A 15,697-nucleotide genomic window follows, 5' to 3' on the forward strand; every position below is an offset into this window, starting at 1 on the left:
CGGGCGGGGCAATCAGATGCCGGACACGTCGATGTCGCCGGGATAGTCGATCGAGAACTTCAGAACGGTCTCGCGCGATTTGCCCGGTTCAAGGTCCCATTCCCAGATCAGCTTGCCGTCTTCTTCGCGCTTGATGTCGCGGTCGGCGGGCGAGAGCAGCTTGACGACGATTTTCTCGTTGCGCGAGACCGGCAGGCGGTCCTTGAACGACACCTGTTCCTTGGTGGCCTTGTTGTTCTTGACCGTGATCTTGTATTCGTAGGTCACCCGCTTGCCGCTGCCCGAAAAACCCGTGCTTTCGGTGTAGCGGGTGACCAGCTGGCGCTTGATCGAGATGCCGTCGTCGGCGCCCATCGCCAGTTCGACCTTTTCGCCCGGCATCACCGCCTTCATGGCGCTGGACGCGACGAACGCGTCATCCAGGAAGGTGTTGAGCGGGCCGGCCAGGAACGGAAAATCGGTGTTGTTGCTGGCCTGCGCCGTCAGGAATACCGCTTCGCGCAGCGCGGGCGTGGATTGATATTGCAGGGTGGCCGGCAGCTTGGCGGTTGCGATCGCCACGCGCTGGGTAGAGTTGTCCGAGGGCAGCGTGGCCGGGTTCTGGATCTGGAACGAGGCGCTGGTGGCCTCGTTTTGTACCTGCGCGGTGCGCACGTCGATCGGTTCCGGCATGACGTCGGCCTGTGCGCTTTCGGCATAGGCCTGGCTGGCGCCGCGCGGCGCGCGCTTCATGGCCATTTCGCTGGATACGGCAGGCGCGGGCGCGGCGATGGGGCGCGGCGGCGGAGGCGGTGGGGCGGCCACATCGATGATCCACGGTTGCAAGGTCGGCGCGCCACCGCCCAAGGCGGGCCGGGCAGTGGACAACGTCAACTTGACGTTGTTCCAGTCTTCGCCGGAATTCTGGCGAATGACGCCGAAGTAACCCAGATCCACGCTGCGGTCGGCGGGACGCAGGCGGGCGTCATAGGCAGGCGTCCAGCGCGCGCCGCCGACGGCGTACGACACTGCCAGGTCGACCTTGCCCGCACGCGCCAGGTTGACCCGCAACGTAACGGTCTTGGTGCGGCGGCTCATCTGGCCTTGCACCACGTTCAGCTGGTTTTGCAATGCGGCAAGCTCGCGTTCCAGCGCTTCTTTGCGCGTTGCGACCTGACGCAGTCCGGCCAGGGCCTTGGCCAGGCTGTCCGCGCTAAGCGTCTGGATGGCCTTGAGTTCTTCCAAGGTCAGCCGGGCGCTGTCCTTGGAGGGTTCGGTAGCGCCGCGCTGCATCATCAAGACCAGCTCGCGCTGGTTGTCCAGCACGGCGGCCTCGTCATCCAGCTCGGCCATCTGACCTTCCAGCTTGCGCACCTGCTCTTGCAAGGCGCGAACGCGTTCGTTGGCCGTGTCGGCGTTGAAGGCGTCGCGCACCTTGACGTCCAGCAACGAAGCCTGGCCGGTGCTTTTGGCCGACACTTGCAGGGAATTCTCCTGCAATGATGCGGGCAGGTTTTCCAGGGTCAGCTCATGCTCGCCCGCCGCCAACTCGCTGGTGGCCGAGCGCGTGACGACCGCACGGTCCTGATAGACCGTCACTGCGCCGATGGCGGAGGTCAGCGCGGCGGCTGCGCCCAAGCCGGGAATCGTTGCAAGGGCCAAGGCCAGGAGAGTACGTCGCACGGGTTCACCTTTGAAAAGGTTGATATCTGAAGCTGCGTCCCGGCTCAGGGACGGATCAGCGGTAGCGCAATTTACTCTGGTGTCCAAGGCGCGTGCTTTACAGAAGATGACAAACGCGACAGGGCACTACGGCGGCGATGCGGCCGGCTGCGCGCGTTCGGGATGGGCCAGTTGGCGCAGCAACGACACGGCGTTGCCTGCGGCCATGGACCGGTCATGGCGGCGGTAGGCCATGTCCAGCAAAGCGTGCGGGGCGTCGCCCTTGATGGGGCGATACTCAATGCCCTGCGCGCCCATGTGGCGCATGGCGGCGGGCACGATGGAAATGCCGACGCCGGCTGCCACCAAGCTGACGATGGACGCCATTTGCGGCGCCTCTTGAATGACGCGCGGTGCAAAGCCCGCGCGCTGGCAGGCGGACTGGATGGCGTCGTACAGGCCGGCGCCGATGGGGCGCGGGTACAGCACGAAGTCCTCGTCGGCCAGCGCCGCAATCGGTACGCTGCGGCGGCGGCTTAAGGCGTGATCGGGCGGCAGGGCGACCAGCATGGGTTCGTCCAGGACGCGTTCGGATTCAAATTCCGCGTCCAGCAAGTAGGGCGGCCGTACAAAGGCGATGTCTACCTCGCCCACGCGCAGCCCGCGCAGCAGTGAAATGGTGTTGCTTTCCGTCAAGGTGATGCGCACGTCGGGATAGCGGTCGCGATAAGCGCGAATGGCGCGAGGCAGGTACGGGTGGAATACGGCCGATGCCGTGAAGCCCACGGTGATCGCGCCGCGCTCGCCTCGTCCCAGCCGCCGGGCCGTGTCTATCGCGCGGTCGGCGCTGGCAAGAATGGCGCGGGCGTCTTCCAGGAACTGGGCGCCGGCTTCGGTCATCTCGATGCCGCGGGGAAGCCGGAGAAATAGCGGTGTGCCGATTTCGCGTTCCAACTGCTGTATCTGCTGGCTCAACGGCGGCTGGCCAATTCCCAGGCGCGCCGCTGCCCGCGTGAAATGCAATTCTTCGGCCACCGCAGTGAAATAGCGCAGATGTCGTAATTCCATCGTTTTAAAGTATGGACGGTAGGGGTTTCATATATTGGACATATCAAGGCGAAAAGTCTACTTTTGATCTGCGGGCGCGTCGCCCGCTTGTCTTTCAGAGATTTCCCATGTCTGCCCCTAGCGCCAGTTCTCCCACCCCCACGCCCGCCCCTTATCTGGCGCGCGGCACGCCAGAACTGCATCGCGCGCAATGGGCCTTGTTCGCAGCGGGCTTTTCCACGTTTTCGCTGTTGTATTGCGTGCAGCCACTGATGCCGCTGTTCACTGGCGCCTTCGGCGTGTCGCCCGCGCAAAGCAGCCTGGTCCTGTCCTTGTGCACCGGCTTGCTGGCGATCGCGATCTTCTTTGTTGGCCTGTTCTCCCAAGCATTGCCGCGCAAGCGCGTCATGGCCTGGTCATTGCTGGCTTCCGCCGCGCTGGGCACAATCGCGGCCGTGGCGCCCGACTGGCACAGCCTGTTGGCGCTGCGCGCGCTGCAAGGCGTGGCGATGGGCGGCGTCCCCGCCGTCGCCATGGCCTACCTGGCCGAGGAAGTCGAACCGGACACGCTGGGCTTCGTGATGGGCCTGTATATCAGCGGAAGCGCGTTTGGCGGGCTGTCCGGCCGCGTCATCACCGGGCTGGTTTCGGATCACTTTGGCTGGCGCGCCGCGATGGGCACGCTGGGGGTCGTGGGCATCGTGGCCGCGGCACTGTTCATGTGGTTGCTGCCCGCCTCGCGCCGCTTCACGCCGCAACGCGGGCGTGGCTGGGCCGGTGTGCTGGGCGATGTGCGGGCCGGTGTCGGCGCGCACCTGAAGAACGGGCCCTTGTGCGCGTTGTTCGCCATGGGCGGCCTGCTGATGGGCGCGTTTGTCACGGTCTACAACTACGTGGGCTTCCGCCTGCTGCTGCCGCCGTTTTCGCTAAGCCAGACCTTCATCGGCTTCATCTTCGTCGTGTATCTGGTCGGCATCTTTGCCTCGACGTTTTTCGGCCGCCTTGCCGACCGCCACGGCCGGGGCGCCATGCTGTCCGCCGCGACGGCTCTGGCCCTGGCCGGGTTGCTGCTGACCTTGTCGGACTCCTTGCCCATCCTGATCGCCGGTATCGTGGTGTTTACCTTCGGCTTCTTCGCGGCGCATGCGGTCGCCAGCGGCTGGGTGGGCCAGATGGCCCGAGGCTACAAGGCACTGGCCGCATCGCTGTACCTGCTGGTGTATTACGTGGGGTCCAGCGTGCTGGGCGCCTGGGGCGGCCACTTCTGGGCTGCCCAGCAATGGCCGGGCGTGGCCGCGATGGCCGGCGGTTTGTTGGCATTGGCATTGGCCATCAGCGCCGGCCTGGCCTGGCGCACCAGCGGCGCACGTCGCGGGGACGCAGGTCAACCGGCTTGATTGCGCGGCTGAACCTGCCGCCCCTTGTGGTCGACAAAGATCACACCCTTGTCCATCCCAGCGTAGCGATAGAAGTAGCGGGCGCTGGACTTGACGGGGCGCGTGTCGTAGGCGGATAGATCGGAGCCCGGGGTGCATAGGCGTTCGACTTCTTCCGGCCAGCGAAAGGTGCTGGCTTTGTGCTTGATCCAGCGGTCGAGAAGAGGCTTGAGGGTGAAGAGGTTGAAGAGGATGTCGTAGATGTTGAAGATATCGCTCCATCCGCCCGTTCTGGTGACGTTGTTGTCACCGGTGGGTTTACGGACAAGGCCTTGCTCGACAAATTTTGGGTCGGCTTGAATTGCCTTCAGCCCGTGCTCCATATAGCGGCGGATGAACTCCAGCCGGTGAAGGTTGTTGTCGAAACACGTCTGATCATGCACGTCAAAGTCGCCTCCGACGATAAACGGCCTTTTACTCTTTCTGATGCTCTCGGGATCCTGGGACGGCATTTGCATCGTCTCAAGATAAGGCTGCGGGAAACATAAGCGTAGCGTGTAACCGTGCCCGAATTCGGTGTAGGGCCGCACATCGCGCCATGGCAAGTGCAGCACCGTATCGCCATAAGAGACGTGCACCAATTGCGCTTGCCGATTAAATCGGATGCGCGACATGGCAGAATTGGTTCCTAACCATAAACCCGCCGCCGCCATCAGTAAAAAAGGAATACAGATGAGGGCGCCCTTGTGCTGGTACTCCCCGAACAGGGGGGCCAGAATGAACACGATGGTCACGGACATGGACACACCCAGCGTCGACAGTTGCAGCAGAAAGGTAATCTGCCCTTCCATGCGCGGCTCAATATATTGCTCGTTGAACTGCTCTGGATCGGACACGTCTTCGGTCAGCCATAGCTGCTCCGGATCCATGGCGTAGCGAATGTCGGGCAGGGCGGCGAAATACAAGCTTTCGTCGAGACGTGCGCATTGACGCTTGAATTCGACTGCGGCGTCCGGGATGGTGGCGGGGTCGATGGCGCGAAGCTTTTTCACCATGACGAGCTGGCCTCCATCTCGTAGTCGGCGTCCGTGAAACCATTGGGGCGATAGTTCACCGTCGTCGTGCCGAACAGGGCGTTCGTGGCAATTTTGACGACGCCGACACCGTTTATCACGGTCACTCGGTCCGGGTCGTCGTAACGCACCTCGCGGCCTGAGAACTCGCCCAGGCGCGGGGCCTGCTGCTGGCTGATCGAGTACTGGCTGATTTGCGACCGCCATCCTGGCAAGAAGACGGAAACCGAACGGACGTCGTCCGGCACTCCTAATACCGTCGCTAGCCCCGATTTGAGGGAAGGAGCCAAGACCTTCATTACGTCGATGTCGTTTTGCATGCTGGGCGCCTGGAACAAGCGATGGAATTCTTGCAGCTCTTCTTCATCGCTAGCAAAGGGCTCAAGCCCGCCTGGCATGCCCCATACGCTACGTCGGATCCATGTCTCGACCCTCGCCTCGTCGACCGTGGTTTGGTGGAGGTGGCGAAGGCCGAGATAAAGCGCTTCGATTCCAAGAAGGATCCACCCGATCGTGCCGGAGTTAAGCCGAGCCACTCCAGTTGTGCCTTTCAACAGTAATGAGCTTGATCTGGCCAATCTATTTACCTCCCAAGGACGTAATTTTCCCCACAGGTGCAAGAAGCCAATCCCCCCAGCGGCAAATTGCACTGAGCCACTGACGAAGCTGATGGTCGCCACTTGGCCGCGCTCTTGCACGGCGGCCTGCCACCAGTCCTTTGCGCCAATCGCGATTGCGGCCACAGCAGCCACCCCAATCGCTCGCAATTCCCATTTCTTGGCCGCCCCATCAAACGCAGCAGCCACCCCCGTCTCCCCCCGCACCTTCGCCAAGTCGCGCTGTTTCTCAAACCAAAACCTCGTCATCGTCGCCCCAGCGGCGCCCACCCCCAAAACCTTGCCAGTCGCATTCAGCGCATTCCCCAAAGTCAATCCATCCTCACGCCCCAGCGCCTTGAATGCTTCGCCCGCGCTGTACACCGTGGCGAACGCCGCGACGCCGCCTAGCGCCAGGCGGGCGTTGTGCCAGAAGCGCAAGCGCCCGGGCAATTTTCGGCATTGCTCCACGCGCTCCTGCACGTCCTCGGTGTCATACAAGGTGACAAGGGTCTGCACGGCGCGGTCGACGGTCTGTGGACGAAAGCCGTTGACGCCGGTGAGGCCCATGCTGTTTCGCACCCAATTGCCCACTTCGCGCAGCGGTACGTCGTGGGCGCGCGCCAAGGCGCCGTCCAGCACTTCCATGATCGGGCGGTACACACTGGTCCAGAATGCGCCGGGCGATTTCAATTGGCCGTGCGCGACCAAGGCGCCCAGCATCACGCTCAGCTGACTGGATGCGCCGTCCGCCGGTAGCGTCTCCAGCACTTTTTGCAGCGCGGCCAAGGACGCATTGACCGCTGCCTGGCGGACGGTGCCGCTGGCCAGCTTGGCGTAGCTGACGACTTCCGGCGCGCCCAGCACGGCTTTTTGCAATAAGCCCACCGGGCCGTCGGGTTCGACTTGCGCCAGCAAGAAGTCCTTGCCGGCTGTGCAGTGGATCAGGGCGGGCAGGGTGTGCCCCGCAAGGCAGCGCAGGTCCAGATAGCCCTGGGTGTCGGGCGCGTGCACGTCGATGATGGCGTCGTAGGCTTTGCGCTGGCTGTTGAACAACGCCCAAAGATCGGCGGCGGCACGGACGACGTCGTCGGCGTGCGCTTGCAGCTGCTTGGGGTGGTGTTCGACGAAGTGGGCGCGTGCGGCATTTCGAGCGTGCATAGTGCGCTTGCGGTACGCGGCCAGGCGCGCCTGGTTGGCGCGGTCGCGAGAGGCCAGGACGTCCGGGCCGGTGACACCCGGCCCCATGGCGCTGCCGATAGGGTCATTTCGTAGGGTTTGGTGTCCGGCCTCATCGCCGGCCAGATTGCCCAACTGATCGATCATCTGGGACACCCGCAGCTTGTGAGCCGCGTCGGCGCCGTAGCTCTGCAAATCCGCCAGCCTGCTGCCCACCAGCATGTTCAATTCACTTAGCATCCCGGCCAGATCCTGCACGACAACGGCTTGGGGTTGGATGTCCGTGCGGGGCCGCGTCGCGGCCGTCATGGCGTTCTGGGTGGACAGGACGCCGTCGGTGTGTGGCCGGCTTTCACTCCAGGGATACTGGCGCAGCACGGTCTGGGACAGTTCGCGGACTTCTGGCAGCAAGGTAGCGGGAAAGACGTGCGCTTGCTTGCCGCCCGCAATTTTTACGGGGGTGGCCAGCAGGCTGCGCCAACTTTCTTTGTTGTTTTCAATGGTCCATAGCGCGGCGTGGCTCAGTAGCGTGTCGCTGACCATGACATGCACGGTCTCGTCTTGCAGGTCAGGAGGCGCAAGCAGGTAGCGCGCTGCGCCCGTTTCGTCCGGTACGGCCGCGCGGCCCGGCACGTCGCCTTTGTAGTCCGCTTCGGTCCACCAGATAGGCGCGAAGCGGATGTTGTCGGTGACCTGATAGTGGATCGTCCACATGCGTCCGCTCTGGCGCACAAACAGGTAGACATAGCTGCGTGGCCGCAGTACCCGCAAGCCGTAGGCTTTGCCCTCGCTCAACGCCGGATAGCCGACGGTACTTAGCGTAGGGAACACCTTGGCATCAAAGGGCTTGTCCGTGATGCCATAGCGCAAGGGATACAAGGGGATGCCACGCTGGCAAGGCGGCGGGGATATCGCCTTGCCCAGTATCTTGGCGCTGGGGTGGGGCGGTTGCAGCGCCTTGGGACATTGCAGATGAATCATGATTGCTTTCCTGATGCCATCGCGGCGGTGATCGTGTTCAAGCGGTATTCAGCGTGGTTCAGGCGCAACAGCCCGGATTCGTCGCGGCGGGCCAGATTGGCGCGCAATTCGGCATCTTTCTCGAATGGCAATTGGGGAAAGTAGAGGCGCAATTCGATGTAGTGATGAATGTCGCGTTCGAGCCGCAGGTTGATCAGCCCGGCTTCGTCGGTAAACAGCGCGATCTGATGCAGCAGCTTGGCGTGGGCGGCCGGGTGCTTGGTCGCCATATCGGCAGGCACGTGGCGGCGCACGGCCTCGCGCATGAAGCAGGCAAAGCTGGCGCGGTTGACCGCGTCTTCCTCAATCGTCGACAACGCAAAGCCCCTAGGGTCGGGCGCGGTTTCATTCGGAACAGGAACATCGGCTTGCAGCCATAGCGCGCCCGCGTCGTCGGCGGTGCGCCAGATCAGCCTTTGTATCGGCCCCAGCAATTGCGCCAGGCGATCGGCAGGCAGACCTTCGCAAAGCTCTTCCAACTGGCGCGTGGCCGTCAGGTTGAATCGCATGGGCAAGCCATCGGGCGCCCGCATCAGACGCAGGTGCTTCAAGTGTGCACTTGCCGGCGCGTCATCGCCGGCAAACAACAGCACACCCATTTGCCTGGGGGCCCAATCGTCAATAAAAGCTTGCAGCAGCGGCGCGGTGACGGGCGTCAGCAACGGACCATGGCGATATCCCGGCGGCTGGTATTCCCAATCGGTGCCGCGCCATAACCAGTGACGATCCACGCCGGACTGCAATGACGACACCTCGTGTTCCAGCGTGGCAGACCGTGCGCCATCCAACCAAAGCCAGGCAGAGGCAGAGCCGTAGCCAGGGCAAGAATTCGTATCCGCGCTCGCGCGATCGTCGGCCAGGCTGTCCATGCTGGGGGCTTGCACGACGCGGACGGTTTGACGGGGCCAGCCGGCATGTTCCGGGAAGGACATCGTCAGGCTCCTTGCATGCCGCAAGGGCAGGGCACACGGGGGCAGGTGCCGTCGGCGCGCAATGCGCAAAGCAGGTCCATGGCAAGCCCTGGGGTAGCGGCGCCCGCCATCGACGGGCCGCTGGCCGCGCCGGATTGCTGATTGATGGGCCCTTTGAATACAAGGGCGCCTGCGTCCAGCGTGATGCCCGAATCGTCGATGTTGATGGTGCCGCCCGGCCCCTTGATCACCACGCTTTGCGCGGCCTGCAATTCCAGCGTGACCGTCTTGCCCTCGATCCGCTCGCCCGCATGCACCTGGAAATGCCCCTGCACCTTATGTTCCACATGCCCGCCCGTTTCGATCCAGTGATTGGCCACAGTCTTGTCGCGGCGGTTGTTGCCCACGTCTTCCGTACGGTCCCGGCCGGTGGCGATGGTGTGGTTGCGGTCGATGGTCAGGAAGTCGTCCTGGCCGATGGTGTGGCGGCGGTCCTGGCCGATGTGGACCTGTTCATCGCTGCCCACCGATTCGCTGCGGTCGTGGCCGACGGTGATGGTTTCGTCATGCTCGACCTGTTCGCTGCGGTCGTTGCCGACGAAGGTGGTCTCGTTGTGATTGACGTGGATGTTCTGGTCTTTCTGCGCGTGGATGTAGATCTCTTCCTGATCCCGTTCGTCTTCAAAGCGCAGCTCGTTATAGCCCTCGCCCTTGTGCGTCTGGCTTTTGATCGTCATGCGCGTTTTGTGGCGCGGCAGCTCGTAGGGCGGCGGGTTGATCGACCGGTGCGTTCTGCCCGTGACGATCGGCTGCGAGCTATCGCCATCCAGAAAGCTGACGATGACTTCCTGGCCGATGCGCGGGATGGCCATGTGGCCCCAGCCCGCGCCGGCCCAGTTCTGCGACACGCGGATCCAGCACGAACTGTGTTCGTTGTTCTGCCCCAGCCGGTCCCATGGAAACTGCACCTTGATGCGGCCGAATTCGTCGCAGTAGATTTCTTCATTGGGCGGGCCGACCACGCTGGCGATCTGCGGGCCGTCCACTAGCGGCTTGCGGCTGGGCTCGGGTTTCCAATCGACCTTGTCGGGCACGATGTCGGCGGTGTAGCCGTAGCGCGTGCCTTGTTCAGCGCCCGCGCCGTCTTCTTCCTGGCTGCTGTGCTGGATGCCGTGGTGGCGCATGCGCACCGGGCGCCAGCCGTGGTTCCAGTCATCACGCGGGTGGCCGGTCAGGTCGAACGCCACGCCGGGAATTAGCCGTGCGTCGTCGCCGTGCACCTGGGCCATGCGCGCATCGCGGCGCAAGCCCAGCAGGCGGCTTTGCGTGAAGGGTTTGCCTGCCTCGTCGCGCTTGTAGCGGCCGGGGTAGTCGTAGCGCTCGTAGCGGCCGTCTTGGTGTTGCAGGTCGGCGGCGACGTGCGTGTGTTCCTGGTCATACTGCGGGTGTGTGTAGGTGTAGTCGCGTTGCGTCTGGCGGGCGGTGCGTAGTTGTTCGGTGTAGATGAAGCGATGCAATGCAGGTTCGCGTTGATCGCCGCCCGGCGTCGGGTTGTAGAGGACCGGCCCGCCGGCGATCTCGCCATGGATGTAGATGCGGTCGCCGTGGATCAGGCGGTGGGAATTTTCCGTATGGGCGTAGCGGTGGAAGTAGCCCTCTTCGGCGGCCAGGCGCGCCACGAAATCCAGATCGGTTTCGCCGGCCTGCACGCAGTATTCACGCACCAGGTGGTGGTGGGTGGTGACCTGTTCGTAGTCGGTAATGCCGTGGCGCTTGAAGACATCGGCCAGGATTTCCGGCACGGACAGTTGCTGGTAGATGCGCCAGTCCGAACACAGCGCCGCGCGCGCCAGCGACGGTTCGACCACGGCGCGGTAACGCGTGCGCCGAAAGCCGGTGTCGCCTTGCTCGAAGGCGGTGACGATGCCGTGCACGTGGCGCACGGGCGCATCGCCCCGCCATAGCGTGAACAACGCTGTTTGATCCAGCAGCGCGCCAAAGTCGATGGCGGGGTCGAAGCTGGATAGCTCAAGGTCCAACCGATAGGTCTCGGACAGCGCCTCGTCCAGCGTGAATTCAATAACGTCGAACGCCACGCCACGGGCGGCGGGCACGAAGGTAAAACGCAGGTCGGATGAGTGGGCCATGGCTGGGCTGATGCAACATCCGTGCCAAGCCACGAGCCAACAAAATAAAGCCTTTCAGATCATCCACTTGCGTAAAAATCAGGAGGCTTACGTCAAGCGTGCAGCAGCCGATCGGGCTCGAATTCCCGAGTTTTTCCCAAGATTCAGGCCAAATCTGGCCCGATAAAAAATAAGCACTTATGGATCAATGGCTTAGAGTGAGCCAAATTTGGCTCGATCGGGTCAATTCTGGCCCGGCGGCGCCTTCGGCTGGCCGCAAACGGCTCGCGCCAAGCCGTCAAACCTCGGTCTTGAACGCCGCTTGCGGCGGGCTGGCCGCCGCCTCGCCACGGGCGGCCAGCGTTGCGTCCATGCCGCGGCTCAGCGCCGACAGTAGCAGGTGCGGCGCTACATTCAGCTGTGCCAGCAGCACGCTGCTGCGCGCCAGCCGGGTCAGCGCGTGCGGCTCCAGATCGGCCAGCCACTGACAGGCGCGCGGAGACATCTGCATGCCGGCCAGCGTCGTGGCGTCGCAGGTGCGCGCCATGCGTTGCAGCAGCAACAGGTACATCAGGTTGGTTTCGTGGATATCGCGCAGAAGTTCGGTCGAATTCGGCATCGGGCGCTCATCTCGTGGAGTCCGCTTGCCGGCCGCGACCGGAGCGAAAGGCGCGCGGCGTTCTGACGCGAACGTCTATTGCAGACCCGGGGCGGGTTGCCGTGCCGATATGGTCAGTCGATCATATTTAAGCCATCGGGACGCGTCAGTAGTGGATTTCCCTTGTCGTCGGGGCCGGCCGACGTGCCGCAAAAAAGAAGGCGTCTCATTGCGCCGGATTGATGAGCGCCTGAGCCGCGCGTATCCTCCACTAGCCAAGCCGCACGCTGGCGCGACGGCGCATACTGGCGGGTGCGGGATCATCACATGCATAACGCGCGCGCAGCGATCAGTGCGCCAGGTGGACAAACCCGAGGCGCCGGACGGGGCAGGATCGGTAGCGTTGCGTTACCTTGGGTTTCGCCATCGCGGCGGGGCCCCGCAATACAGTACTGGCTGGTAAAGGGGCAGAAATGTTGAAGAAGCAGGATCGCGTATCCCTCCCGTGGACCGATACGCTCGCCCGTCTGGAAGATGAACGGATTATGTTGCAGCGCATTGCGGCCGGTATGCCGCTTGCGCACGTGTTGGAGCACGTACTGCACGCCATCGAGGCCCAGTCCAGCGTACAGCTGCGGGCCGCCATTGCGCTGGTGGATGACACCGGAAAATATCTGGTGCACACCGCCGCTCCCAGTTTGCCGCCCGAGTTCAGCGTGGCAGTGCAGCGCACCGCCATTGGCCCGAACATGGCCTCTTGGGGCACCGCGGCGTACACGGGCAACCCCGTGTACGCCGAGGATATTGCGTCGCACCCGGACTGGGAGCCCTGGCGTGAGCTGGCCCTGGCGCACGGACTGCGCGCCTGCTGGTCCACGCCCATCAAGGCGCCGGACGGGCGCCTGCTGGGTGTGTTTTCGAATTACTACGGGGTGGCGCGCTCGCCGTCCGCCCATGACATCGACGCCATTGCGCTGGTGACGCGCAGCGCCGCGCTGGCCATCGAAAGGCACCTGACCGAAGCCGCCCTGCGCGCCAGCGGCGAGCGCTGGCGCGCCATGTTCGACGGCATGCAAGAGGCCTTCTTTCTTAGCGAGGCGTTGCGTGACGAAAGCGGCCGCATCGTGGACTTCCGCTTTTTAGAGGTCAACCCGGCCTTTGAACGTCAAAGCGGCATGAAAGAGGGCGACACGCTGGGCCATACGCTGCGCGAAATGATTCCCGGCGTGCCGGGCCAGATCATGGACGCCTTCGCCCAGGTCGTGGAAACCGGGCAGCCAACCCAGTTTGAATTTGCCGTGCCGGGGCCCAAAGAGGCGTGGTACGAGGCCCGCGCCCGCAAGGACGGCGATGATTGCATGATGGCGTTGTTCCTGGATGTGACGGCCCGCAAGGCCGCTGAAACCGAACTCTGGGAAGGACAGCATCGCAAGAATTTCCTGTTGTCGCTGGTGGACCGCATGCGCGAATTGCACCATCAGGCAGAGATCGAATATGCGGCTTGCGCGGGGCTGGGCCAGCACCTGGCGCTGGGTTTGGTCGCCGTGGTGGACTGGCCGGGCGACACCGAGCCGGCAACGCTGTCCGCTTGTTGGCGGTCCGAGTCGGACCTGGCAACGCGCGAAGCGCTGTCGCCCGAGCAGCTCGGTGAAGAATTCCAGGCCGCGATGCGCAAGGGGCGCACGGCGCATTTGCAACCCATGGTGGCCGAACAGAATGGTGAAGTCCGGCCGTCCGCCATCGTGGTGCCCATGCGCCGCTGGGGTCGGCAGGACGGGGCGCTGTGGGTACGCCCGCAGGCAGGCAGCCGGCTCAAGGCTGGCGACATTGCCTTCATCGAAGAGGTATCCGAACGTTTGTGCGACGCGGTCGAGCGCTCGCAATACGCCCGCACGCTGGAGCAGCGCGTGGAGGACGCCATCGCGGAACGCGACCGGATCTGGCGCTTGTCGCCCGAGTTGCTGGCGGTGGTGGACGGGCAGGATCGTTTCGTCAGCGTCAACCCGGCCGTGCGGCCCATCCTGGGCTGGACGCCGGAACAGTTCCTGTCCATGGGGCTGACCGAATTGATCCACCCGGACGACCAGGCCGCCACGCGCGCGGCAATTGCGCAGGCCGCCCAGGGCAACCCGACGCAGGCCGTGCGCCATATGGAAAACCGCCTGCTGACGCGCGAGGGTACGTATCGGTGGATTACCTGGAGCATGTCCTGGTCGCAAGACAGCCTTTACATGACCGGGCGTGACGACACGGATTTGAAGGTGCAGGCAGAAACGCTGCGCGACACCGAACAGGCGCTGCGGCAGTCGCAGAAAATGGAAGCCGTGGGCCGCTTGACCGGCGGCATCGCCCACGACTTCAACAACATGCTTCAGGGCATCACGGGCGCCTTGTACCTGATCCAGCGCAAGCTCGCCGCCGGCACGCCGGAGCAGGCCCAGCGCTTCATCACCGTGGCGATGGATTCCGCGAACCGGGCCGCGCACCTGACCCAGCGGCTGCTGACGTTTTCGCGGCGCCAACCCATTGACCCCAAGCCCTTCAGCGTGGCGCCCACGTTGCAATCGATGGCCGACCTGTTCCATCGCTACACCGGCGAACGGGTGCAGCTGCAATTCAATCTGCAACCCGATCTGTGGACGGTCAGTTGCGATCGGAACCAGTTTGAAAATGCGCTGCTCAACCTGGTCATCAACGCCTGCGACGCCATGCCCAATGGCGGCACGCTGACCGTGGCCGCCAGTAATACGCACCTGGACGAAACCACGCTGCGTCCGTTTCCCGGCATCAGCCCGGGGCAATTCGTGGAAGTGTCGGTCAGCGACGTGGGTTGCGGCATGCCGCCAGACGTGTTGGCCCACGCGTTCGACCCCTTCTTCACCACCAAGCCGCTGGGCGAGGGCACCGGCCTGGGTTTGTCCATGATCTACGGCTTTGCCAAGCAGGCGGGCGGCACGGCCACGCTTGAAAGCAGCGTGGGCCAGGGCACGACCGTCCGGCTGCTGCTGCCCCGCTATGAAGGCGCGCCTGACGCGACGCTGCGCCACGAACCCGCTGCGCATCGCACCCAGGACGCCGCGAATCCGTCGGTGGTGGTGGTGGTGGAAGACGACGCCAATGTGCGCGAGATGGTGCGCGAATGCCTGGCTGAACTTGGCATGCAGGTGTTGACGGCCGCCGACGGGGAGGCGGGGCTGGAACTGGTCCTGCATACCCACGACATGGACTTGCTGGTCACGGACGTGGGGCTGCCTGCCCTGAATGGCCGCCAACTGGCCGATGCGGCGCGCGCCGCGCACCCCGGGTTGAAAGTCTTGCTGATGACGGGCTACGCCGAAAGCGCGGCGCGGGGCGGGGGCTTTCTGGAGCACGGCATCGAGCTCATCGTGAAACCGTTTTCGCTTGAAGTCCTGGGTGAACGTGTGCAGCGGATGCTTGATGAGTCCCGCGCAGACGCAGAGAACGCTCGTCCGGCGTAGTCACACCGGCCCGGTGGCGTGCGCAGCCTCGCCACCGGGCTGCTGTCCCCCGCTGCATGTCCCCACTGCATGTCCCCGCTGCATGTCCCCACTGCAATCGCCGGTAAAAAATACCCGGTCTGGCAACAGACTAGGCGAGTAGCGGTGCCGCAAGGAAAAAGCCCGGTGTGAAAGCGGGGCGGGAACGCAGCTTGCTCATAGGTCTGGGCTTTTCCACAAAGGAGTCTGACTATGAAATCTCGTGCTTTGACTTGCGCTTTCGTATTGGCAGCCGGTTTGACGTCTGCCGGCGCGGTAATGGCCCAATCGGCCAACCCGACCACGCCGTCCTCCACGCCGAATGACGCCACCGCCGCGCAGCCGAACCGCGCACAGCCTCCGGGCCAGATGGCTCCGGCGCCCAACGCGACGCCTTCGACCGGAACCAAGCCGCCCGCCACTCACCAAAGCGGCACCATGTCGTCGGGCAAGAAGCACTCCGACGAAACGCCGAAGCGTCCTCGTGAAGCCAACGACAACGTGCCCCGCACGCCGGGCGCAGGCGCTACGCCGCCTCCGGGCTATCCGAACACTGGCGGCTCGAAGTAACGGCTGACGTTGACGGCGGTCTTGACCACCGCCGTCGCGCCGTTCGAGCAGAAGGCTTCCCAC

Annotated in this window: 10 protein-coding genes; 3 read left to right on the forward strand and 7 right to left on the reverse strand. The window is 64.0% G+C overall.

Annotation, left to right across the window (positions count from 1 at the left end):
- Positions 1-12: 12 nt before the first annotated feature.
- Entirely contained in the window at positions 13-1,662 is a 1,650-nt protein-coding gene (locus KYT87_RS13950; RefSeq protein ID WP_255594114.1) for a mucoidy inhibitor MuiA family protein, read from the reverse strand.
- A 126-nt stretch (positions 1,663-1,788) separates the two neighbouring features.
- Positions 1,789-2,709, reverse strand: a complete 921-nt coding sequence (locus tag KYT87_RS13955) for a LysR family transcriptional regulator (protein WP_104143951.1) — start codon at positions 2,707-2,709, stop codon at positions 1,789-1,791.
- A 107-nt stretch (positions 2,710-2,816) separates the two neighbouring features.
- On the opposite strand from KYT87_RS13955, the gene KYT87_RS13960 reads away from it, so the two are divergent.
- Positions 2,817-4,085, forward strand: a complete 1,269-nt coding sequence (locus KYT87_RS13960) for an MFS transporter (RefSeq protein ID WP_219992487.1) — start codon at positions 2,817-2,819, stop codon at positions 4,083-4,085.
- On the opposite strand, the gene KYT87_RS13965 is transcribed toward KYT87_RS13960, so the two are convergent.
- The 5 genes from KYT87_RS13965 to KYT87_RS13985 all read right to left on the reverse strand — a co-directional run bounded on the left by KYT87_RS13965 (position 4,073) and on the right by KYT87_RS13985 (position 11,588).
- Positions 4,073-5,119 carry a hypothetical protein gene (locus KYT87_RS13965; protein ID WP_219992488.1) on the reverse strand — a complete coding sequence of 349 codons (1,047 nt, stop codon included), beginning with the start codon at positions 5,117-5,119 and terminating at the stop codon, positions 4,073-4,075. The two genes, KYT87_RS13960 and KYT87_RS13965, sit on opposite strands and share 13 nt — an antisense overlap.
- Positions 5,113-7,893 (reverse strand): toxin VasX, encoded by a 2,781-nt coding sequence (locus KYT87_RS13970; RefSeq protein WP_219992489.1) that lies wholly within the window; start codon positions 7,891-7,893, stop codon positions 5,113-5,115. Before KYT87_RS13970 ends, KYT87_RS13965 begins: the two co-directional genes overlap by 7 nt.
- Positions 7,890-8,864 (reverse strand): DUF4123 domain-containing protein, encoded by a 975-nt coding sequence (locus KYT87_RS13975; RefSeq protein ID WP_219992490.1) that lies wholly within the window; start codon positions 8,862-8,864, stop codon positions 7,890-7,892. The genes KYT87_RS13970 and KYT87_RS13975 overlap by 4 nt, the downstream gene beginning before the upstream one ends.
- A gap of 2 nt (positions 8,865-8,866) precedes the next feature.
- Positions 8,867-10,990: a type VI secretion system Vgr family protein gene (locus KYT87_RS13980; RefSeq protein ID WP_219992491.1), complete on the reverse strand. Its 2,124-nt coding sequence runs from the start codon at positions 10,988-10,990 to the stop codon at positions 8,867-8,869.
- Between the two features lie 277 nt (positions 10,991-11,267).
- Positions 11,268-11,588 (reverse strand): flagellar transcriptional regulator FlhD, encoded by a 321-nt coding sequence (locus tag KYT87_RS13985; RefSeq protein WP_219992492.1) that lies wholly within the window; start codon positions 11,586-11,588, stop codon positions 11,268-11,270.
- 452 nt (positions 11,589-12,040) lie between these two features.
- Here KYT87_RS13985 and KYT87_RS13990 point away from each other — a divergent pair, with 452 nt between their 5' ends.
- Positions 12,041-15,046, forward strand: a complete 3,006-nt coding sequence (locus KYT87_RS13990; RefSeq protein ID WP_219992493.1) for a PAS domain S-box protein — start codon at positions 12,041-12,043, stop codon at positions 15,044-15,046.
- A 231-nt stretch (positions 15,047-15,277) separates the two neighbouring features.
- Entirely contained in the window at positions 15,278-15,634 is a 357-nt protein-coding gene (locus tag KYT87_RS13995) for a hypothetical protein (RefSeq protein WP_046807588.1), read from the forward strand.
- The last annotated feature ends 63 nt before the right edge of the window (positions 15,635-15,697 follow it).

The organism is Achromobacter sp. ES-001, assembly GCF_019448355.1.
Lineage (GTDB): Bacteria > Pseudomonadota > Gammaproteobacteria > Burkholderiales > Burkholderiaceae_B > Achromobacter > Achromobacter spanius_B.

Excerpts from the sequence above, each read along its gene's own strand:
- KYT87_RS13955 (WP_104143951.1), bottom strand. The coding sequence starts at position 2,709 with ATGGAATTACGACATCTGCGCTATTTCACTGCGGTGGCCGAAGAATTG.
- KYT87_RS13960 (WP_219992487.1), top strand. The coding sequence starts at position 2,817 with ATGTCTGCCCCTAGCGCCAGTTCTCCCACCCCCACGCCCGCCCCTTAT.
- KYT87_RS13965 (WP_219992488.1), bottom strand. The coding sequence starts at position 5,119 with ATGGTGAAAAAGCTTCGCGCCATCGACCCCGCCACCATCCCGGACGCC.
- KYT87_RS13970 (WP_219992489.1), bottom strand. The coding sequence starts at position 7,893 with ATGATTCATCTGCAATGTCCCAAGGCGCTGCAACCGCCCCACCCCAGC.
- KYT87_RS13975 (WP_219992490.1), bottom strand. The coding sequence starts at position 8,864 with ATGTCCTTCCCGGAACATGCCGGCTGGCCCCGTCAAACCGTCCGCGTC.
- KYT87_RS13980 (WP_219992491.1), bottom strand. The coding sequence starts at position 10,990 with ATGGCCCACTCATCCGACCTGCGTTTTACCTTCGTGCCCGCCGCCCGT.
- KYT87_RS13985 (WP_219992492.1), bottom strand. The coding sequence starts at position 11,588 with ATGCCGAATTCGACCGAACTTCTGCGCGATATCCACGAAACCAACCTG.
- KYT87_RS13990 (WP_219992493.1), top strand. The coding sequence starts at position 12,041 with ATGTTGAAGAAGCAGGATCGCGTATCCCTCCCGTGGACCGATACGCTC.
- KYT87_RS13995 (WP_046807588.1), top strand. The coding sequence starts at position 15,278 with ATGAAATCTCGTGCTTTGACTTGCGCTTTCGTATTGGCAGCCGGTTTG.